The organism is Octadecabacter sp. R77987 (assembly GCF_042466115.1).
GTDB lineage: Bacteria > Pseudomonadota > Alphaproteobacteria > Rhodobacterales > Rhodobacteraceae > SW4.
Map to the genome: position 1 here is coordinate 1350552 of NZ_JAXHBQ010000001.1, position 19319 is coordinate 1369870.

A 19319-nucleotide genomic window follows, 5' to 3' on the forward strand; every position below is an offset into this window, starting at 1 on the left:
CCCTATCCTTTGACGGCGCCAGCGGTCAGACCGCTCACGATTTGGCGTTGGAAGAACAAAATCAGCACGAAAAGCGGCACGATCGCCGACACAACAGCAGCGACCGCATACATCACCTTGCCCTCTTCCTGGGTGGACCCAAGAAAACTGCTGATGCGCGGAATCATCGTCGCGTTTTCCTGCGTCAGCAGCATGGATGTGACGGTGAAGTCGTTATAGGCAAGCAGGAAACTGAACAGCCCCGTTGTCACCACACCCGGCCACATGACCGGAATGATCGCAAGCCGGAACGCCTGAAAACGGGTGCAGCCGTCAACCATCGCCGCCTCGTCCAGATCCTTGGGGATGCTCAGGAAAAAGCTGTGCAGCATCCACAGGGTGAACGGCTGGTTGATCGCCACAAGCACGATAATCGTCGTCGGCAAATAGCCCCAGATGTTCAATTCAAAGAACGGCAGCAAATAGCCCGACACCAGCGTCACATGCGGCATCGCACGAAACACAAGGGCAGCCATCAACAGCCAGAACGTGTACTTGAAACCGGACCGCGCCAGCGCATAGCCACCCAAGGTGCCCAGCGTCAGCGAGATGATCACGACCGACACCGTGACGATGGCCGTATTCACCACCGCGCGCCAGAATTCCTGTTGAATCCACGCGCCCTCGTAACCATCCATCGTGAACGATCCGCCGGTCTGTCGTTGGGTCACGGGCCCGATGATGGCGTTCATCCAGTCGGCGCGGGAAAAGAAATCCCCCTCGACCTTGAACGACCCCCACATGGTCCACAGAAACGGAAAGGCGGCGACGAAAAGCCAGAACAGCACGAAACCGGTCGACAGCGCGACAAGCGGGAGTGGCCGTTTATGGAGTTTGTCCGACATGGTCTTGCTCCCCCTCAGGACTTGCGGTTGAATTCGCGCCAGTTGCGGCGCAGGACCGGCAACAGCAGAATGATGACACCGACAATTGTCAGCATGGACGTGGCCGCGGCCGACCCGAACAGCGGCGATTCAGCCGCCCGCAGATCGTTGTAGATCAGGTAACTGAGCGACGTCGCGCTGGCGGCAGCGGAAAAGCCGATGATCGGTTCAAAGACGCGGAAATTGTCCATCAACTGCATCAGCGCGATAAACGTCACCAGCGGCATCAGATAGGGGATGATTACGAAACGGACACGTTCCCAGCGGCTTGCCCCGTCAACCATTGCCGATTCAAGCGTGTCTTGCGGCACGGTTTGCAGCCCCGCATAAAACACAACGAACGCAAATGGCGCCGAGTGCCAGACCCCGTAAACAAACAGCGTGACCCAGGTCAGCGTCGGTGACGCCTTGAGCGAAAGCGACGGATCGGCGAACAGGTATTGCAGGAACGCCCCGATGATCCCGCGGCTGTCGATCATCCAGAACAACACCAGCGACCCGACCAGCGGTGTCACGATCATCGGCAATAGCGAGAAAAAGATCACCGGCCCCTTCAGCATCTTCGGGATCGAATTGACGACCACGGCAATGATGAACCCAAGGACAATCACCAGCGGCGTCACGATGAACGTATAGGCCAGCGTAAAGGCCAGCGCCTTGTAGAACGGCAGGTTCATGACGCGCGATCGGATTTCACCAAAGTTTTCACTGGTGGCAACGATCTCGGTGATTTCATCAACGGCAAGATGTGTTGAATTGGTGTAGGTGCCCAAGCCGTTGAAACGGCCTTGCGGCTGGGTTTCACGCAGCTCGGCCATGGCCTCGACGTCGACGCTAAGTTCGGTCGTGCACCCGAACGGGCCACATGTTTCTCCCTCGATCATGATCTGTTCGTGATTGATGAAAAGCGACTGATACCCAACCGAGAAGATCGGGATGGCGATAAACAGGATCATGGCAAACAAAGAGGGCCAGATGAAGGCCAGGAACGTCTTGTGTGGCATGACTATCCTCCTGCCTTGCCGTGGAAAGTGGCAAAGCTGCTATCGCAAAGATCCGGGGGGAAACGGGGGGCCGGCGGCCCCCCGCGTATCGCTTAGTTCAGGTAACCGGCTTCTGTCGCCGCAGCAGTGTAGGCTGCGGTGATGTCGGCGATTGCCTGTTCGGCGCTTTCGCTGCCTTGCAGGTATTCGGCAAGGTTGTCACCCAATGCGGTGTGCAGCAGACCCATGTAGGGCAGCATCGGATAGGGACGCGCACCACCCTGCAGGTCGGCGATCACGCCGTTGGCGGCGCGTGACGGCTCGTAACCTTCGATCAGCCAAACGGCTGCATCACGGTTTGCTGCCATCATTTCAGGGGAAATGCCAACCATCATGGCACGGAAGGATGCTTCGGCATCTTCGTCGCTGATGTTCTTGGCAATCGTGAACCCGTCCCACCACAGGGCGGCACCCGGCACGTCACCAACCGTTGGCGCTGCGGCAAACTGTGTCGCAGCGGCAATTTCAGGTGCGGGGCTGTCGTCTGCGATGTAGGCGCCCGCGCGCGACCCCCATGAAATCGACAGCGCCGCTTCGCCGGCTTCCCAAACGGGTTTTTGCGAGTTGCTGTCATAGGTCGCCCAATCGGCGCTCATGTATTCGGTCATCTGCTTCATCGCCTCAAGAACGGCCATGCCGTTTTCGTTGTCGATGGCCAGTTCAGCCGTGCCGGGCACAAAGAAATCATCTCCGGTGCCAAGGTATGTGTTGACGAATTCGGCGGCAATGTTCCAACCGGGCATATAGTTGGACGACAGCGGTGTTTCCATCACACCGTTAGCGCGAAGGGTTTCCGCAGCAGCGAACAGTTCGGCATAGGTCGTGGGCACTTCGATACCGTTTTCCGCCAGAATGTCTTCGCGGTAGAACAGGTGCTGGGCGTTGGCCATAAAGGCAATCGCCATGATCTTGCCGTCAACGCGGATCAGCTGGCTTTCGGTCAGTTGCTGACCGTATTCGGCAACCAGATCATCCAGCGGGCGGATCAGGTCATCATTCAACAGCGGCACAATCGAGTTCGTGGCGACAACCGCAACGGTATATGTTGCCGGATCGGTAGTCAGCGCGGCTACCTGGATGTTCTTGTGTTCTTCGGTCTGGTTGCGCGTCACCTCGACGACGTCAGTCGCGCAGGTTTCAGCGGCATCGGCAATCACATGCAGCGCCTCAAAGTCGTTGGACAGAATACGGACCGAGCCCGATTCGATCCCGCAATCCGCCCAGGCAACGCCCGCGGATGCGATCAGCGCACAGGCGGCGACCATAGTTTTTGTGTTGAAAATCATTCCGGTTTCTCCCGTTGGTGGGCAGCCCTGTTTTGCCGAAAAGGCGCAGGCCACTCTTTGTATGTCGACGTCAGGCAGATTCCGACGCCCCATCACGTTAGCCACGTTTGAATACGCTTGCAACAGATTCGTCATGCGCGACGCGATCACCCGTTATCGCCGAAATACTCAATAGAATTTGCTGCATCGCAGCGCATAAGTGACACAGGAACGGCCTGATATCTTCCAGTATAAAGATTGTTGCAAACGTATGCATTTTGTGGCGAAGTTAACCCCGAATCCCCTGACCAAAGAAAGTCACCCCATGGCTGGCAAAGAAAGCACCCCAAAAGAAACGTCCCGCGGCAAAAGCAAATCGGTCCTGCAATCGGAACGCCGCGATTTCACCGACATGGTCCCCACCGACCGCGAACGTGTGCAGCCGCTGAAAGGGTTCGACCCGATCTATACCGACATCGTCGACTATATCGTGCGCTGCACCCACCGCATCTGGGACGAACGCAATGTCGGGCTGATCTACAGCCACTACACCCACAACTGCGTGGTCTATAGCGCGACCGGCACAACCTACACCCGCGAAGAGGTTGTCCAGGGCACGATCCAGCGGATGTTCATGCTGCCCGAACGGCGCGGTATGGCCACCCACGTGATCTGGAACGGAAACGAGGATGACGGCTTTTATACCTCGCACCTTGTGACCGGTCAGGGGCGTCACACGCAGCCCGGTATCTATGGCAAACCCACAGGACGGTCATTCGTGGCACGCACCATCGCAGACTGCATGATCTACGAAAACATGATCTATCGCGAATGGCTGGTCGTGGATTCCATGGCGCAGGTCAAGCAGATCGGGCTTGACCCGCAGGCCTATGCCGAAAACCTTGCCACATCGTATTTCGACAAGGGGTTGCTGGCCGTCGACATGGGCGAAAACCGCCGCCTGATCGGCCAGTATCCCCCCGAAAGCGAGGCCGATCTTTCCATCGCCAACACCGACCTTGAACGCGAGGTTCTGGGCTGGCTGCACGACATTCACAACAAACGCATGTTCGGAAAAATTGATGATGTTTACGCGGCCACCGTGCAATACCACGGCCCCCTGATGAAGGAACTATACGGGCGCGGGGCCGTCACCCATCAGACCCTCGGTCTCTATTCCGCCATCCCCAACGGGTTCTACATGCCGCAGCACATCTGCTCGACCCCCTGCGAAGAAGGCGGCACCAAAGTCGCCGTGCGCTGGCTGGTGGAAGGCCACCACCTTGGCTGGGGCGTGTTCGAAGACCTTGGCGCGCCTACCGGAAAACGGGTGCAGGTCATGGGCATGTCGCACTTCCACATCAAGGACGGCAAGATCGTCGATGAATGGACCAACTACGATGAAATGTCCGTGCTGATGCAAGTCAAGCTCGCGCAAATGGCCGACCGCGACAGCGCCGTCCTGCCCGACGAAGCCTAACGCCCCACCCCGCCATCCGGCGCATGAAACGACGATCTATAAGGTAGGTGGCGGAGACGAAGGGATTCGAACCCTCGAGACCCTTCCGGGCCTACTCCCTTAGCAGGGGAGCGCCTTCGACCACTCGGCCACGTCTCCGCCGACCCGTTTAGCGATGGTGCAAAGGGGGGGCAAGTCGGAAAAGCCCGCAGCGCCCCTAATCCTTAAAACACCCTGACCGCGCGGTGCGTTAACCGTGCCTTCGCCCATACTGCGGCCATACGGTTTCCATACGCATTCCAGACGGTTTCCATATGGCAGATTTGTGGGATTTTCTGTTGTTCACCAGGCAAGCCTGCGCGATTCGCCGCGCGCAAGGGGCGCGGCGTTCACAGTTCGGTATCAGGTGTTAAACAGGAAGTGCAAAACATCGCCGTCCTTGACGACATATCCCTTACCCTCGGCGCGCATCTTGCCGGCTTCTTTGGCGGGCTGTTCACCACCCAATGTGACAAAGTCGTCAAAGGCGATCGTCTCGGCGCGGATGAAGCCCTTTTCGAAATCACCATGGATCACGCCTGCCGCCTTGGGCGCGGTCGTGCCCGCGCGGATCGTCCATGCGCGCGCCTCCTTGGGGCCAACGGTGAAATAGGTTTCAAGGTGCAGCAGTTGATACCCCGCCTCGATCAGGCGATCCAAACCGGCCTCGGCCAGCCCCATTTCGGTCAGGAACATCTCGGCCTCGTCGGCGTCGAGCTGGCTGATTTCCTCTTCGATCTGGGCGCTGATAATCACATGGGCATTGCCCTCGGCGGCGGCCATTTCGGCAACGGCCGCTGAATGTGCATTGCCCGAAACGCTTTCGTCCTCGCCCACGTTGCAGACATAAAGAACCGGCTTAGTCGTCAGTAATTGCAGCATTTTCCACTGTTTCGCGTCGTCGGCATCCACGTCGACCATGCGGGCGGGCTTGCCGTCTTCCAGCACGGCCTGCGCGGCTTTCAGCAGGCGTTCCTGCTGCACCGCTTCCTTGTCGCCACCACGCACCTTGCGCGTGATATTGACCAGACGCTTTTCGATGCTTTCCAGATCGGCCAGCATCAATTCCGTTTCAATCGTGGCGGCATCGGCGACCGGATCAACGCGCCCCTCGACGTGGGTCACATCGCCATCTTCGAAACAACGCAGGACGTGGGCAATCGCGTCAACCTCGCGGATGTTGGCCAGAAACTGGTTGCCCAGCCCCTCGCCCTTGCTGGCCCCTTTCACAAGGCCGGCAATGTCCACAAACGTTATGCGGGTCGGGATGATCTGTTTGGATCCGGCTATCGCCGCAAGCTGATCAAGCCGTTTGTCGGGCACCGCCACATCGCCCACATTGGGTTCGATCGTGCAGAACGGAAAGTTCGCCGCCTGCGCCGCCGCCGTGCGGGTCAGCGCATTGAAAAGGGTCGATTTGCCCACATTCGGCAGACCCACGATACCCATCTTGAAACCCATGGCACAAACTCCGACTTGATTGTTTGCGCGCTTCTACGGCGCGGCAGGCAGCGCTGCAAGCCACCCCTTGATTTTCCTGCATTCATGGCGCAAACCGCCCTTGATTTACACAGGAACTGGCCATGACTCGGATCGACGACACATTCGCGCGGCTGCGCAAAGACGGGCGCAAGGCTTTCGTGGCCTATGTCATGGCGGGCGACCCTGATTATGACACCTCGCTAGAAATCGTGCGCGGCTTACCGGACGCGGGCGTGGATATCATTGAACTTGGCCTGCCGTTCACCGATCCGATGGCCGATGGCCCGACGATCCAGCTGGCCGGACAACGTGCGCTGGAAGCAGGGCAAACGCTTGAAAAAACGCTGCAAATCGCCCGTGAATTGCGCAAGGAAAACGACACGACGCCGATCGTGCTAATGGGCTACTACAACCCGATCTATTCGCGTGGCGTGGATCGTTTTCTGAAAGACGCAGTAGAGGCCGGTATTGACGGGCTGATCATCGTCGATCTGCCCCCCGAGGAAGACAGCGAATTGTGCATCCCCGCGCAGGCCGCTGGCATCAACTTCATCCGCCTCGCCACCCCCACGACCGATGACAAACGCCTGCCAAAAGTGCTGCAAAACACATCCGGTTTCGTCTATTACGTCTCGATCACCGGCATCACCGGTGCCGCGGCAGCACAGGCCGCCGATGTCGCCCCCGAAGTGGCGCGGATCAAATCCAAGACCGACCTGCCCGTCATCGTCGGCTTTGGCGTGCGCACCCCCGAAACGGCCGAAAACATCGCCGCCGTGGCCGATGGCACCGTGGTTGGATCAGCCATTGTCGAACGGATCGGCAAAGGCGACAGCCCCGCCGATGTGCTGGCCTTCGTCAAATCCCTCGCCGACGGCGCACACCGCGCCTAGGGCGCATTGCATCCTCGTGCGACATTGATGGTTCTTGCCCAAATCTTGGCGAATTGGTAATAGAACTTCACCAATCTCGCGCGAAAGGCCCGGCCATGCCCGTCATCACCACCATCGACGATCTGAAACGCATCTATAAGCGCCGCACGCCGAAAATGTTCTATGACTACGCCGAAACCGGTAGTTGGACAGAACAGACTTTTCGCGAAAACACATCCGACTTTGACCGGATCCGCCTGCGCCAGCGGGTTGCGGTAGATATGACCAACCGCACGACCAAGACGCAAATGATCGGGCAGGATGTGGCGATGCCCGTTGCCCTTGCGCCGGTCGGGCTGACGGGGATGCAATGCGCCGATGGTGAAATCAAGGCCGCCAAGGCTGCGGAAAAGTTCGGCGTGCCTTTCACGCTGTCGACCCTGTCGATCTGTTCGATCGAGGACGTGGCAGAAAACACCACCAAGCCTTTCTGGTTTCAGGTCTATACCCTCAAGGACGATGATTTCATGCGCCGCCTGTTTGATCGCGCGCGCGACGCAGGTTGCAGCGCCATCGTCATCACGCTTGATCTACAGGTGCAGGGCCAACGCCACAAAGACCTGAAAAACGGTCTTTCCGCCCCGCCCAAACTGACTATGGCCAGTATCGCCAACCTTGCGACGAAATGGGGCTGGGGGCTGCAAATGCTGCAAACCAAACGGCGCACCTTCGGCAATGTGATTGGCCATGCCAAAGGCGTCTCTGATCCGTCGTCCCTGTCGTCTTGGACCGCCGAAGCCTTTGATCACGCCCTTGACTGGAAGCGCGTGGCGGACCTGATGAAGATGTGGGGCGGCAAGGTGATCCTGAAAGGGATCATGGACGTGGAAGACGCGAAAATGGCCGCCAAACTGGGCGCGGATGCGATCATTGTCTCGAACCACGGCGGGCGGCAGTTGGACGGCGCGCTGTCGTCAATCCGCATGTTGCCTGCGATCCTTGATGCGGTTGGTGACAAGGTCGAAGTGCATCTGGATAGCGGTATCCGCTCCGGTCAGGACGTGCTCAAGGCGATGGCGATGGGGGCCAAGGGCACCTATATCGGCCGTGCATTCGTCTATGGCCTTGGGGCGATGGGCGAAAAGGGTGTGACCACTGCGTTGAACGTGATCCACAAGGAGCTCGACACCACGATGGCGCTATGTGGCAAGCGTGACATTCAGGATGTGGATCGCGATATCCTTTTGGTTCCCAAGTATTTTGAAGGGTCGTGGGCCTAGGCCGCCTTGATCGCGGCGCGCAGTTGGGCCGCGATCAGCGACAGCGGCACAGCCGTCACCAACAACAACGCAACGCAAGCAAATGCCACGCGCAGGCCCAGTGCCTCGCTCACGTAGCCCATGAACACGGGCGCGATGAAAAAGCCGGAAAAACCCATGACCGCGGCCTTGCTGATCGCTTCGGTCCGGTGATGTGGCGCAACCAGCTTGCCGACCAGCGCAAGGCCCATCGGACCAATGACCGACACGCCCAAGCCCAGCACACCAAAGCCCAGATAGGCAAGCATCGGCGTGGGCGCAAATGCGGCGATCAACGCACCACTGGCTGATATCAGCGAGGACCAGAAAACCACTGTGACCTCGCGCAGACGCTCCGACACGACCTGCCCTGAAAACCGACCGAATGCCATGGTGATACCCAGCATCGCGGGGCCAAGCGCACCCTCGGCCGCGCCCCCGCCCAGCGTGCGTTCAACGTGCAAGGCCGACCAAGCCTCGACCGTGGCTTCGGACATGAAGGCGACCAGAACAATGCCACCACACACAAGAATCGGGATCAAGGGGTAACGCCCGCGAATGCCGTCTTCGGGTTCGACTGTATCCACATCCATGCGCAGTTGCGCGGCGATGGCCAGCGTCACCAACCCCATGCCGCCAAACACCCACAACGGGTCCAACCCGGCTTCGCGCGCGGCACCCGTGACCAGCGCGCCGGTGGCATAGGCCAGCGAAAACATGGCGTGATTGCCGTTCATCAGGCTGCGGCCCGTGCGCCCCTCAAGCTCGCTGACGCGTGCATTCATGATCACGTCCAGAAGACCGGAACACAGGCCAACACATACGAATGCGACGAAAAACAGTGTTGGTGTCGTGATCTGCGCTGGAAACAGCCAGATGAATGCCAGCAGGATCGCCGCGAATTGCATCCCCCGCGCGCCCAGCAACCGGTCCACCCGTGGCGCTAGAAACATCGACGACACAAGGCCAAACGCCGACCCCAGCAACAACGTGCCGAACTGCGCGTCATTCACATTCAATTGCGCTTTGATCACAGGGACATAGGCGGCAAAACAGCCCCAGAACAACCCCACCACCACAAAGGCAGAGGCCGGACGGCGGGACAGGATGAGAGCGCTAACAACGGACATGGCGGCGATTAGACATGCCCCGCCCGTCGACGCAAGGCAGAATCACCTTTTCAAACGGCCAAACCTGCCCTATACGCCCAACTTCACTGGGATTTTGACGCCAATGTCATGCCCATATTTGAAAGCGGGCCCCAAACGAAAAAGGGGTGCGCGAGATATGCAAAGGACAAGACAATGGCAGGTAAAATTCCTGATCTTCACGCTGACATCCGCACCGGCACAGGCAAAGGTGCGGCACGTTCCGCCCGCCGCGCCGGCAATGTTCCCGGTATCGTTTATGGCGGTGACGCCGATCCGCTGCCGATTTCGATCCCGTTCAACCCGCTGCTGACACGCCTGCGCGCTGGCCGCTTCATGTCGACCCTGTTCAACCTCAAGGTTGAAGGCCAGGAAGACGTCCGCGTGATCTGCCGTAACGTGCAGCGTGATGTGGTCAAGGACCTGCCAACGCACCTTGACCTGCTGCGCCTCAAGCGCACATCAAAAATTGCGCTGTTCCTGACCGTTGAATTCATTAACGAAAACGACGCGCCCGGCATCAAAAAGGGCGGCGTGCTGACGGTTGTGCGTCCTGAAATCGAACTGCTGGTAACTGCGGGCGATATTCCTGAACACATCATCGTTGACCTGACCGGCCTTGAAGTTGGCGACACCGTGACGATTTCCTCGATCGATCTGCCAGAAGGCGTGAAGCCAACGATCGACCGTGACTTTGTGATCGCCAACATTCAGGCTCCTTCCAGCCTGCGGTCGGCAGATGACGAAGACGAAACCGAAGAAGAAGTCGCAGCCGACGAAGTGCCAACTGCTGGCGACGACGCTGCCGAGGAATAAATCGTTCCACGACAATGAATTTGAAAACGGGGCCTTTCGGGGCCCCGTTTTTCGTTCTGGGGTGCTGGTAAGGGGCCGTGATCATCGCTAGTTTGCGCCTATGAAAATGTTTGTAGGCCTTGGCAATCCCGGCGCGAAATATGCGCAAAACCGTCATAACGTCGGCTTTATGGCGGTCGATCAGATTGCTGCCGACCACGGCTTTGCGCCATGGCGCGCCAAGTTTCAGGGGCAGGTCAGCGAGGGGCGGCTTGGCACCGACAAGATCGTCCTGCTGAAACCCGAAACCTTTATGAATCTGTCCGGCCAATCCGTCGGCGAGGCAATGCGTTTTTACAAGCTCGACAGCACCGACATCACCGTTTTTCACGACGAGATTGATCTGGCCCCGGCCAAGGTGCGCCTGAAAGCGGGCGGCGGGCATGCAGGGCACAACGGATTGCGCTCGATCCATCAACATATCGGGCCGCATTACGACCGTGTGCGCATGGGCGTGGGCCATCCCGGCCACAAAGACGCCGTACCCGGATATGTGCTGCGTGATTTCGCCAAGGCAGATGCCGAATGGCTGGATGACGTGCTGCGCGGGTTGTCGGACGGGGCTGTTGCACTGGCCCAAGGGGACGGGCCGCGCGCGTTGAACGCGGTTGCCCTGCGGGTCGCACCGGCACGATCATCCACGACAACGCCCAAGGCGAAACCGGCCAGCGCACCGGATCCCGATCCACCTGCCGCCGACACGCGCAGCGCCTTGCAGAAACTGGCAGACAAGTTTCGCCAATGATCCGCGATCCCGACGATCTGCGCGCCGCCTTCCGGTTTCAGGCCGTGAACTGTGCGGCACTTGGCTCACCCTTTATGGCGCAGCTGTGCAACTTGTTGGCTGATCACCTGCAACCCGACAGCCCTTTGACCCTGCGCATGTTCAACTGGCCGGGCGATCTGACACCAGGTGGCGAAAGCGTGCCGTTGCGACTTTGTGGTGCGTTGCACGCACTGCGCCTCGAAGGGCGCGCAGGGCTGGCGGATGTGTATCCGCCACATCAACCGGACGACAATTCGCTCAAGACAGCAATTTTTCAAGCGATGGATGTTGAGGGTGATTTCATCACCGCCTTCATCGACTCGCCCCCGCAAACCAACGAAGTGCGCAGATCAGCCGCCTTGATCGCGGCAGGGCATTGGTTGGCTGACCGGTTCAGACAACCGATGGTCACGTCCGAACTGGGCGCAAGTGCAGGGCTGAACCTGAACTGGGATCGCTACGGGATGGTTGCGCAAGGCCGGCACTTTGGTGCACCCGATCCGATCCTCACCTTGCACCCCACGTGGGATGGCCCTCTGCCCCCCGATACCGCCCCGCAAGTCGTGGATCGCGCAGCCGTTGATCTGAACCCGCTTGACCCGCAGCGCGACAGTCTGCGCCCGCGCGCCTATCTTTGGCCCGATCAGCCCGAACGTATGGCACTGACGAATGCTGCACTGGCGCCTGCGCAAATGCCCGACAAAGGCGATGCGATCGACTGGCTTGAACCACGGTTGGCCACGCCCCACGATGGCCATCTGCACCTGATCTATCACACGATTGCGTGGCAGTATTTTCCCCCTGCTGTGCAGGCTCGTGGCGCTGCCCTGATCACGGCGGCTGGCGCGCGCGCCACTGATGCTGCACCGCTCGCTTGGCTGGGGTTGGAAGGGGACGAGCAAACACCCGGCGCCGCACTGACCCTGCGCATCTGGCCCGGTGACGGCGCGCCGATCCATCTGGGCCGCGTCGATTTTCACGGCCGCTGGATCCAGTGGGCCGCGCCCTGAACGCAGGGTTGCAATTGCGCAAGTCTGACGCGCGTGACAGGCTGGGCGAAAAGGGAAAAACAGATGAAAACGTTTCTGAAATGGTTGCTGCGCGCGGGTATCGTGCTGCTGCTTGTCGCGCTGGTTCTGGGCATCTGGCAGCGGGAACGACTGGTGCGCTTGATGGCCGTCAACAGCCTGTTTTCCACCAAAAAGATCGTTGGAAACTTTTCAGCGATGGATACCCTGTTCGTGACCGTCGAGATGCCGCGTGGCGACGGGCCGGTGTCGCCATTGCCCGCCGGTGCCCCCTATGCCTTGCCCGCCGAGGTGCAGGACTGGATCGTTGCGCGCAACGTCACTGGGTTGGTGATCTTGCAAGACGGCCAGCTGCGCCACGAAAGCTATTATCTGGGTGGCGACGCGGATGATCAGCGCATCAGCTGGTCGGTGGCCAAGTCGTTCCTGTCCGCCTTGATCGGCATTCTGATTGACGAAGGTGCGATTGACAGCATCGACGATCCGGTAACGAAATATGCCCCCGAATTGGCCGGATCAGCCTATGACGGCGCGACCCTGCGCAACGTCCTGAACATGTCGTCCGGTGTGGTGTTCGACGAGGATTACCTGGATTTCTGGAGTGATATCAACAAAATGGGCCGCATCCTTGGGCTTGGCGGGTCAATGGACGGGTTTGCTGCCGGTCTTGACCAGCGCTTCACTGATGCGGGCGATCAATGGCAATATGTGTCGATTGATACGCATATTGTCGGGATGGTGGCCCGCGGTGCAACCGGGCGCTCGGTGCCTGATCTGCTGAATGACAAGGTGCTGCGCCCGCTTGGCCTCGAGGGGAGCCCCTATTACCTGACCGATGGCTATGGCGTGGCATTTGTGCTGGGCGGATTGAACATGTCGACCCGTGATTACGCCCGTTTTGGCGCGATGATTGTGCAAGGTGGGGAATGGAACGGCAACCAAATCGTGCCTGCCGACTGGATCGCCAACAGCATCGCGCCCAGCGCGCCCACGGCAGCCGGTGATATCGGCTATGGCTTTCAATGGTGGATCCCGCAGGGATCTGATGCAGGCGTCACAATGGCACGCGGAATATACGGGCAATACATCTATATCGACACGGCGCGCGGTGTGGTGATCGCCGTCAATGCCGCTGATCGCGCCTTTCGCGAGGCGGGTGTGGCCGACCGGAACATCGCCATCTTCCGGCAGATCGCGCAGGGGCTTTAGCATGGATATGGACCCGTCCCGCAACGTGTTCGGCGCACCGCTGATCCCCTGCTCAATGGATCCGGTTACAGGGTTCTTTCGCAATGGCGCTTGCGATACCTGCGCCCAAGATCGTGGCAGCCACACAGTTTGCGCCGTTATGACGGCAGAGTTCCTCGCCTTCTCGAAATACCTTGGCAACGACCTGACGACACCGCGCCCCGAATTCGGGTTTGCAGGGTTGAAACCGGGGGATCACTGGTGCCTCTGTGCCAGCCGTTTCCTGCAAGCACACGACGAGAATTGCGCGCCGCGCGTCAACCTTGCAGCGACCCACGAACGGGCGCTGGAGATCGTGCCGATGGATGTTTTGGAGCGCTATGCAACTGGTTAGGCGGCTGTGTCGTCGCCAAGATCGCCATCCGTGCGCGTGCCGTTCGGCAATGGCCCCGCCATCAGATCATCAATAAACAGGCTTAGCAGCTGCGGGCGGCCCGACACGCCAGCCTTGCGATAAATCGCGTTGGTCTGCGCCTTGACTGTCCCTTCCGAGGTGTTGCGCATTACTGCGATGTCAGCCGTCGAAACGCCCTTGATCGAGAACAGCGCAACATCCCTTTCCGCCGGGGTGAGCCCCCACTCGGCAAACCTTTCGTCCAGCACATCCATGAAGGCGCCCGAGGCAAGCCGCAACTGGCCCTCGACCTTGGCGGTGCGCCGCAAGGCACGCGCGGCCAACACCGCCCCCATCACCGCCCCGACAATCAATCCCAAGGCCGCAGCAATTTCGATCAATTCGCGTGCCCGCCAACTGATCGGTGGCAAACCCAGCAACGCTGACAGCGTCGAGAACAGGAAAAACCCCGCGCAAATGACTTGCGCGACCAACAAGGCAAGAAGGAGTGGCCCCAGCTTCATCCGTTAGCGATCAATCATCATCTTCGTCTTCATCGTCGTCATCATCATCATCGTCGTCATCATCTTCATCATCGTCATCTTCGTCATCATCATCTTCGTCATCATCATCTTCGTCATCATCATCGTCGTCATCATCATCTTCGTCATCATCATCGTCGTCTTCATACCCGCCGCCATGACCATTCCCCCCCGGACGATCAAGCAGCGCGCCCATGGCACCATCATCCCCCAGCGTGATCCAGTAATCGCGCAAAATCTCGCCGGTGGTAGGGTTCATGACTATTTCGCGCCGATATGCCTCACTTATGGCGACAATCCGGATGCGCCCCAAAAGCGTCCGGTTAACGGAAATGCTGGAGTATCCCTGTGATTGAAGCTGGCTCACCACGGCATCCAGCGGCGTCTGCGCGAATGCAGGCGCAGCAAGCAGGGCAAACAGAACAGCAAGGACTCGAATCATAGACGTTGCCCCAACGCGTTGCCCCCCGCCATGCGGCAGGTGGTGTCGGTTCCGTGAGCAGTGTTTTTGTCAGTCATCATCATCGTCATCATCTTCATCAGCATGGTTGTCATCATCTGGCATACCGGATGAATGGTCATCCTTTCTTTGCTTTTCTGAACGTCCCATTGAAGGCGATCGACCATCGTTCCTCGTCCGCTTCGTTGGGATAGACCCAATGGGCAAGGTAAGAGGGAAACAGGATCATTTCGCCAGGTTCGGGTCGCAACTTTTTCTTCATCCGGAATGGCGCTGCCTTAAGAATGCGCCAGTTCGGCAGGTCAGTGCGAGGATCAAGAAATTCGATCATCCCGGAATTGCCCTCTTCGATTTCGGGCTGTGCCACGTAATAGACACCCGACCAATGGGCGCCAGGATGGGTGTGGGGCGCGTTGAAGCCGCCTTTTGGATTGGCGTTCATCCACGCAAAAATCTTGAGCGCGAGCGAGGCGGGGTCAGCCTTGGCCCCGATTTTTTCATTGGCTTCAAGGATGGCCTGCGTGGCGAGCTCCCTAAGTTGAACAACGCAGGGCGCATCGTTGTCGAAAAGGTTTCCCTCGGAATGCCAGCCGCCCCGGTTGGATTTGGACGCCCCTTCGGAGAGGGCACGCATACGGTTACCCTCTTCCATAAGAGCCGCGTTGAACGCCTCGGCCTCCGGCACCTGAAAGCGGAACACCGGGGTGGAGAACAGTTTTTCGTATTTGACCGGTTGGAGCATCGGGATTGGCCTTGGTCTTGCTTGGGGTGGGAAGGCCGCCCCGCCGGAACGATGCCGAGGGGCGGCCAAGAAAGCAAACGTTTGGAGTTCACTCAGAAGACACTGTGTGTCTCCGCCGGGTTACTCGTCGTCGTCATCTTCATCGTCGTCTTCGTCGTCGTCATCGTCTTCATCATCGTCGTCGTCATCGTCTTCATCATCGTCGTCGTCATCGTCTTCATCATCGTCGTCGTTATCTTCTTCATCGTCCTGCTCGTCGTCGTCTTCCTCGTCGTCGTAGCTCTCGTCGTCATCTTCCGCGTCGTCGAATTCATCGTCATCCAGAAAGTCTTCGGAGTCGCTGTCGATTTCCACGCCGGGCATCGTATCGTCATTTGCATCAACCGCTTCCATCTCTTGCTTGATGATCGCGCCGGTCAGTGCATTATAGATGATCTCGAGCTTTTCATTGCCGCGGATCGCTTCGACCTTGATTTGTGTCGGACCGTTGGTGATTTCCACGCGGGTGAACCCCTGCGCCTGCAGGTCGGCGATAATCTGGTCGTTGGACGTCTGCGCAAATGCAATGCCAGCACCCAGAACAATGGCAGCGGTTGTCGAAAGAAGGGTCTTTTTCATATCAGTCTCCATGGTTGGACATGCGGATTGCACGCCTTGAGCCCAATCAAAGCCTGTGGAGTGGCATCTCGCCATTGATCATCCGTTTATCCAGCGGCAGGTAAACCCGTGATCGACACGCCTAAACCTGAGTTTAGTCAGCAAAAGGGCCGCTGCAGCAGCGTGCAACGGCCCTGTTTCGTCGGCTTGGCGCAATCTAGTAGGTGCCCATCTCAAAGCCCAGCGCGCGTGCGACGGTAAAGATATCCTTATCGCCGCGACCACACATGTTCATGATGATCAGATGATCCTTGGGCAAGTCGGGCGCGATTTTCATCACATGGGCCAGCGCGTGGGATGGTTCGAGGGCCGGAATGATCCCTTCCATCTCGCAGGACAGCTGGAACGCCTCAAGCGCCTCCTTGTCGGTAATCGACACGTATTGCGCGCGACCAATTTCGTGCAACCATGCATGTTCCGGCCCGATGCCCGGATAGTCCAGACCTGCGGAAATGCTGAAGCCTTCCAAAATCTGCCCGTCATCGTCTTGCAACAGATAGGTGCGGTTGCCGTGTAGCACGCCGGGGCGACCACCGGTCAGGGATGCGCAGTGTTCCATCTTGGCGTTCACGCCTTTGCCGCCAGCCTCGACCCCGATGATGTTCACATCCTTGTCGTCAAGAAACGGAAAGAACAGGCCCATCGCGTTGGACCCGCCACCGATCGCCGCGATGATCGTGTCGGGCAAACGCCCCTCGGCGGCCTGCATCTGTTCCTTGGCTTCCTTGCCGATGATCGCCTGAAAATCGCGCACCATCGCCGGATAGGGATGCGGCCCCGCAACCGTGCCAATGCAATAGAACGTGTCGCGCACGTTGGTGACCCAGTCACGCAGGGCATCGTTCATCGCGTCCTTCAGCGTGCCGCGCCCGCTGGTCACGGGAACAACTTCGGCCCCCAACAGCTTCATGCGGAATACGTTGGGGGCTTGGCGTTCAACGTCATGCGCACCCATATAGACCACGCATTTCAGCCCGAATTTCGCACAGACCGTCGCCGTGGCCACCCCGTGCTGGCCCGCGCCTGTTTCGGCGATGATCCGGGTCTTGCCCATACGGCGCGCCAGAATGATCTGGCCCAGCACGTTGTTGATCTTGTGTGCGCCCGTGTGGTTCAGCTCGTCCCGCTTGAGGTAAATCTTGGCCCCCCCCAGATGCTGCGTCAGCCGTTCGGCATAATAAAGCGGGCTGGGACGGCCGACATAATGGGTCCACAGGTCGTGCATTTCCGCCCAGAACGTCTCGTCTGTCTTGGCGTGTTCATACTGCGCTTCCAGTTCAAGGATCAGCGGCATCAGGGTTTCCGACACAAAGCGCCCGCCAAAATCGCCAAAGCGGCCGTTTTCGTCGGGGCCAGTCATAAAGCTGTTAAACAGTTCGTTCATCGCGCGTCTCCCTACATCAACTCGCGTTTATATCCGATGTGAGAGGGCGTAAAGCCAAGGCTGGCATAGAATCTGGCCGTATCCTTGCGGCTGTGGTTCATGGTCAGTTGCATCAGGCTGCATCCAGCACCCCGCGCACGGGCCTCGGCGTCGGCAATCAACAAATGGCCAATCCCTTGCCCGCGCAAATCACTGGCGACACGCACACTTTCCAACTGCGCGCGCGTAGATGCGCGCAAAGACAATCCAGCGATAATGGTGATTTGGTAGGTCGCAACAATTCGCCCATCGCGTTCACCGACGATCACCGTATTCCCACCGCCGGACTGTATGACATCAAAGGCGCGCAGGTAGATATCCATGTCGCCCGCCTCGCGCGACGCTCCCAACCCGTCATCAACCAGCAAAGCAATGACCGCAGGCACATCCGCGCGCTGCGCTTCACGAAAGGTAACTGTCATGATTGGGCGGCTTGCACGAAATCGCGGATCAGACCCGCGTCTTTCACACCGGGCGCACTTTCGACGCCGCTGGATACATCCACCTGCCGCGCGCCTGTCAGCTTGATCGCCTCGGCCACGTTGTCAGGCGTCAGCCCACCGGCCAGCATCCAGGGCTTCGTCCAGTATTTGCGCCCGGCCAACAGCTTCCAGTCAAAGGCCACGCCATTCCCGCCCGGAAGAACCGCATCCTTTGGCGGTTTGGCGTCGATCAACAATTGGTCGGCAACGGCACTGAAGGCGTCAATCGGATCAAGGTCACTGGCATCCGCAACGCCCAGAACCTTGATCACGGGCAGACCATAGCGCGCGCGCACGTGGCCCACGCGTTCCGGCGTTTCGTGCCCATGCAACTGAATGAAATCAAGGGGCACCAGCGCCGTGATCTGATCCAACAGCGCATCATCCGCATCAACCACCAGCCCGACCTTGGCCACACCAACAGGCACCTGCACAGCCAGATCGGCAGCCTGCGCAGGCGTCACATAGCGCGGGGATTTGGGGAAAAAATTGAACCCAAGATAGCGCGCGCCAGCGTCAACGGCGGCGGCCACGCCGTCCGCATCACGCAGACCGCAAATCTTGACTTGAATGCCGGTTGTCATCAGCCGCTAGCTGGCCTTGTCGAGCAGGGCAAGAACTTCGTCCTGGCCCTCGTGCTTTTCATCCTTGAGGGACGCGATCTCGCGGCGCAGGGCGGCGAGTTCACGATCCTTGGCGCGCGACGCGGCGCGTTCCTTGTATTCGCGAATCCATTCCCAAAGGAAACCGATCAACAGGCCAAGACCCACCCCAAGGAACAACAACACGAACAGCGGCATCGTGACAGTCGGCGACAAGCCAAGTGCATCCGCCAACGCCTTGGGCATCGCGCTCAGTTCGGTAGGGGCGCGGTTGGCAAGACCAACAGCGATCAGGCACACAGCAACGACGGCCCAAAAGCCATAGCGAATGTAAGTCATGTGGTCGTCCTTAGTTGTCGTTCAGACGGTCGCGCAACAACTTGCCGGTCTTGAAGAATGGCACATGCTTTTCCTCGACGTTGACCGATTCACCGGTGCGCGGGTTCCGCCCAACTCTGGCATCGCGCTTCTTGACGGAAAATGCGCCAAAGCCGCGCAGTTCGACACGGTCGCCGGTTGCCATCGCTTCGATGACTTCATCAAAGATCGTGTTCACGATCTTCTCGACATCCCGCTGATACAAATGTGGATTTTCGTCTGCAATACGTTGGATCAATTCCGAGCGGATCATGAGTGCCCCCCTAGGCAGGA

At 59.0% G+C, this 19319-nt stretch carries 22 protein-coding genes and 1 tRNA gene; 8 read left to right on the top strand and 15 right to left on the bottom strand.

The genetic code is table 11. The features are described from left to right. Positions 1-2 precede the first annotated feature (2 nt). The 3 genes from SJY21_RS06765 to SJY21_RS06775 form a co-directional block, all read right to left on the bottom strand. Entirely contained in the window at positions 3-884 is an 882-nt protein-coding gene (locus SJY21_RS06765) for a carbohydrate ABC transporter permease (protein ID WP_377508002.1), read from the bottom strand. A gap of 14 nt (positions 885-898) precedes the next feature. Then, complete coding sequence (locus tag SJY21_RS06770) at positions 899-1927, bottom strand: carbohydrate ABC transporter permease (RefSeq protein ID WP_377508005.1); 1029 nt, start codon at positions 1925-1927, stop codon at positions 899-901. Positions 1928-2019: 92 nt separating this feature from the next. Further along, a complete protein-coding gene (locus tag SJY21_RS06775) occupies positions 2020-3252 on the bottom strand; it encodes an ABC transporter substrate-binding protein (RefSeq protein WP_377508008.1) in 1233 nt (410 codons plus the stop codon). A gap of 304 nt (positions 3253-3556) precedes the next feature. On the opposite strand from SJY21_RS06775, the gene SJY21_RS06780 reads away from it, so the two are divergent. Further along, positions 3557-4711, top strand: coding sequence for an ester cyclase (locus SJY21_RS06780; protein ID WP_377508011.1), 1155 nt, complete (start codon positions 3557-3559; stop codon positions 4709-4711). Between the two features lie 48 nt (positions 4712-4759). On the opposite strand, the gene SJY21_RS06785 is transcribed toward SJY21_RS06780, so the two are convergent. Further along, positions 4760-4849, bottom strand: a tRNA-Ser gene (locus tag SJY21_RS06785). A 243-nt stretch (positions 4850-5092) separates the two neighbouring features. Beyond that, positions 5093-6190 (bottom strand): redox-regulated ATPase YchF, encoded by a 1098-nt coding sequence (gene ychF / locus SJY21_RS06790; RefSeq protein WP_377508014.1) that lies wholly within the window; start codon positions 6188-6190, stop codon positions 5093-5095. Between the two features lie 122 nt (positions 6191-6312). On the opposite strand from ychF, the gene trpA reads away from it, so the two are divergent. Beyond that, on the top strand, positions 6313-7104 hold the full coding sequence (gene trpA, locus SJY21_RS06795; RefSeq protein ID WP_377508017.1) for a tryptophan synthase subunit alpha: 792 nt from the start codon (positions 6313-6315) through the stop codon (positions 7102-7104). A 95-nt stretch (positions 7105-7199) separates the two neighbouring features. Further along, on the top strand, positions 7200-8363 hold the full coding sequence (locus SJY21_RS06800; RefSeq protein ID WP_377508020.1) for an L-lactate dehydrogenase: 1164 nt from the start codon (positions 7200-7202) through the stop codon (positions 8361-8363). Here the strand turns inward: SJY21_RS06800 and SJY21_RS06805 are convergent. Further along, entirely contained in the window at positions 8360-9511 is a 1152-nt protein-coding gene (locus SJY21_RS06805) for an MFS transporter (protein WP_377508023.1), read from the bottom strand. The genes SJY21_RS06800 and SJY21_RS06805 overlap by 4 nt on opposite strands. Positions 9512-9685: 174 nt before the next feature. On the opposite strand from SJY21_RS06805, the gene SJY21_RS06810 reads away from it, so the two are divergent. The 5 genes from SJY21_RS06810 (at position 9686) to SJY21_RS06830 (ending at position 13760) form a co-directional block, all read left to right on the top strand. Continuing rightward, positions 9686-10345 (top strand): 50S ribosomal protein L25/general stress protein Ctc, encoded by a 660-nt coding sequence (locus SJY21_RS06810; RefSeq protein ID WP_377508026.1) that lies wholly within the window; start codon positions 9686-9688, stop codon positions 10343-10345. Positions 10346-10445: 100 nt separating this feature from the next. Next, a complete protein-coding gene (pth, locus tag SJY21_RS06815) occupies positions 10446-11129 on the top strand; it encodes an aminoacyl-tRNA hydrolase (RefSeq protein ID WP_377508029.1) in 684 nt (227 codons plus the stop codon). Further along, entirely contained in the window at positions 11126-12160 is a 1035-nt protein-coding gene (locus tag SJY21_RS06820; protein ID WP_377508032.1) for a DUF2332 domain-containing protein, read from the top strand. The genes pth and SJY21_RS06820 overlap by 4 nt, the downstream gene beginning before the upstream one ends. Positions 12161-12223: 63 nt before the next feature. Continuing rightward, complete coding sequence (locus SJY21_RS06825; RefSeq protein WP_377508035.1) at positions 12224-13387, top strand: serine hydrolase domain-containing protein; 1164 nt, start codon at positions 12224-12226, stop codon at positions 13385-13387. A 1-nt stretch (position 13388) separates the two neighbouring features. Continuing rightward, positions 13389-13760, top strand: a complete 372-nt coding sequence (locus tag SJY21_RS06830) for a DUF2237 family protein (RefSeq protein ID WP_377508038.1) — start codon at positions 13389-13391, stop codon at positions 13758-13760. On the opposite strand, the gene SJY21_RS06835 is transcribed toward SJY21_RS06830, so the two are convergent. The 9 genes from SJY21_RS06835 to ihfB all read right to left on the bottom strand — a co-directional run bounded on the left by SJY21_RS06835 (position 13757) and on the right by ihfB (position 19299). Further along, on the bottom strand, positions 13757-14284 hold the full coding sequence (locus SJY21_RS06835) for a helix-turn-helix transcriptional regulator (RefSeq protein ID WP_377508041.1): 528 nt from the start codon (positions 14282-14284) through the stop codon (positions 13757-13759). The two genes, SJY21_RS06830 and SJY21_RS06835, sit on opposite strands and share 4 nt — an antisense overlap. Positions 14285-14294: 10 nt before the next feature. Then, the gene (locus SJY21_RS06840; protein WP_377508044.1) at positions 14295-14744 is read right to left on the bottom strand and encodes a PepSY domain-containing protein; all 450 of its coding nucleotides are present in this window, start codon (positions 14742-14744) and stop codon (positions 14295-14297) included. A 136-nt stretch (positions 14745-14880) separates the two neighbouring features. Next, a complete protein-coding gene (locus SJY21_RS06845) occupies positions 14881-15504 on the bottom strand; it encodes a TIGR02466 family protein (protein WP_377508046.1) in 624 nt (207 codons plus the stop codon). A 120-nt stretch (positions 15505-15624) separates the two neighbouring features. After that, positions 15625-16122: a PepSY domain-containing protein gene (locus tag SJY21_RS06850; RefSeq protein ID WP_377508049.1), complete on the bottom strand. Its 498-nt coding sequence runs from the start codon at positions 16120-16122 to the stop codon at positions 15625-15627. A 196-nt stretch (positions 16123-16318) separates the two neighbouring features. Further along, positions 16319-17545, bottom strand: a complete 1227-nt coding sequence (gene trpB, locus SJY21_RS06855) for a tryptophan synthase subunit beta (RefSeq protein ID WP_377508052.1) — start codon at positions 17543-17545, stop codon at positions 16319-16321. An 11-nt stretch (positions 17546-17556) separates the two neighbouring features. Continuing rightward, complete coding sequence (locus tag SJY21_RS06860; RefSeq protein ID WP_377508055.1) at positions 17557-18006, bottom strand: GNAT family N-acetyltransferase; 450 nt, start codon at positions 18004-18006, stop codon at positions 17557-17559. After that, the gene (locus SJY21_RS06865; protein ID WP_377508058.1) at positions 18003-18650 is read right to left on the bottom strand and encodes a phosphoribosylanthranilate isomerase; all 648 of its coding nucleotides are present in this window, start codon (positions 18648-18650) and stop codon (positions 18003-18005) included. Before SJY21_RS06865 ends, SJY21_RS06860 begins: the two co-directional genes overlap by 4 nt. 6 nt (positions 18651-18656) lie before the next feature. Next, positions 18657-19007, bottom strand: coding sequence for a lipopolysaccharide assembly protein LapA domain-containing protein (locus SJY21_RS06870; RefSeq protein ID WP_377508061.1), 351 nt, complete (start codon positions 19005-19007; stop codon positions 18657-18659). A gap of 10 nt (positions 19008-19017) precedes the next feature. After that, on the bottom strand, positions 19018-19299 hold the full coding sequence (gene ihfB, locus SJY21_RS06875) for an integration host factor subunit beta (protein ID WP_148056290.1): 282 nt from the start codon (positions 19297-19299) through the stop codon (positions 19018-19020). Positions 19300-19319 lie beyond the last annotated feature (20 nt).

Excerpts from the sequence above, each read along its gene's own strand:
- SJY21_RS06765 (WP_377508002.1), bottom strand. The coding sequence starts at position 884 with ATGTCGGACAAACTCCATAAACGGCCACTCCCGCTTGTCGCGCTGTCG.
- SJY21_RS06770 (WP_377508005.1), bottom strand. The coding sequence starts at position 1,927 with ATGCCACACAAGACGTTCCTGGCCTTCATCTGGCCCTCTTTGTTTGCC.
- SJY21_RS06775 (WP_377508008.1), bottom strand. The coding sequence starts at position 3,252 with ATGATTTTCAACACAAAAACTATGGTCGCCGCCTGTGCGCTGATCGCA.
- SJY21_RS06780 (WP_377508011.1), top strand. The coding sequence starts at position 3,557 with ATGGCTGGCAAAGAAAGCACCCCAAAAGAAACGTCCCGCGGCAAAAGC.
- ychF (WP_377508014.1), bottom strand. The coding sequence starts at position 6,190 with ATGGGTTTCAAGATGGGTATCGTGGGTCTGCCGAATGTGGGCAAATCG.
- trpA (WP_377508017.1), top strand. The coding sequence starts at position 6,313 with ATGACTCGGATCGACGACACATTCGCGCGGCTGCGCAAAGACGGGCGC.
- SJY21_RS06800 (WP_377508020.1), top strand. The coding sequence starts at position 7,200 with ATGCCCGTCATCACCACCATCGACGATCTGAAACGCATCTATAAGCGC.
- SJY21_RS06805 (WP_377508023.1), bottom strand. The coding sequence starts at position 9,511 with ATGTCCGTTGTTAGCGCTCTCATCCTGTCCCGCCGTCCGGCCTCTGCC.
- SJY21_RS06810 (WP_377508026.1), top strand. The coding sequence starts at position 9,686 with ATGGCAGGTAAAATTCCTGATCTTCACGCTGACATCCGCACCGGCACA.
- pth (WP_377508029.1), top strand. The coding sequence starts at position 10,446 with ATGAAAATGTTTGTAGGCCTTGGCAATCCCGGCGCGAAATATGCGCAA.
- SJY21_RS06820 (WP_377508032.1), top strand. The coding sequence starts at position 11,126 with ATGATCCGCGATCCCGACGATCTGCGCGCCGCCTTCCGGTTTCAGGCC.
- SJY21_RS06825 (WP_377508035.1), top strand. The coding sequence starts at position 12,224 with ATGAAAACGTTTCTGAAATGGTTGCTGCGCGCGGGTATCGTGCTGCTG.
- SJY21_RS06830 (WP_377508038.1), top strand. The coding sequence starts at position 13,389 with ATGGATATGGACCCGTCCCGCAACGTGTTCGGCGCACCGCTGATCCCC.
- SJY21_RS06835 (WP_377508041.1), bottom strand. The coding sequence starts at position 14,284 with ATGAAGCTGGGGCCACTCCTTCTTGCCTTGTTGGTCGCGCAAGTCATT.
- SJY21_RS06840 (WP_377508044.1), bottom strand. The coding sequence starts at position 14,744 with ATGATTCGAGTCCTTGCTGTTCTGTTTGCCCTGCTTGCTGCGCCTGCA.
- SJY21_RS06845 (WP_377508046.1), bottom strand. The coding sequence starts at position 15,504 with ATGCTCCAACCGGTCAAATACGAAAAACTGTTCTCCACCCCGGTGTTC.
- SJY21_RS06850 (WP_377508049.1), bottom strand. The coding sequence starts at position 16,122 with ATGAAAAAGACCCTTCTTTCGACAACCGCTGCCATTGTTCTGGGTGCT.
- trpB (WP_377508052.1), bottom strand. The coding sequence starts at position 17,545 with ATGAACGAACTGTTTAACAGCTTTATGACTGGCCCCGACGAAAACGGC.
- SJY21_RS06860 (WP_377508055.1), bottom strand. The coding sequence starts at position 18,006 with ATGACAGTTACCTTTCGTGAAGCGCAGCGCGCGGATGTGCCTGCGGTC.
- SJY21_RS06865 (WP_377508058.1), bottom strand. The coding sequence starts at position 18,650 with ATGACAACCGGCATTCAAGTCAAGATTTGCGGTCTGCGTGATGCGGAC.
- SJY21_RS06870 (WP_377508061.1), bottom strand. The coding sequence starts at position 19,007 with ATGACTTACATTCGCTATGGCTTTTGGGCCGTCGTTGCTGTGTGCCTG.
- ihfB (WP_148056290.1), bottom strand. The coding sequence starts at position 19,299 with ATGATCCGCTCGGAATTGATCCAACGTATTGCAGACGAAAATCCACAT.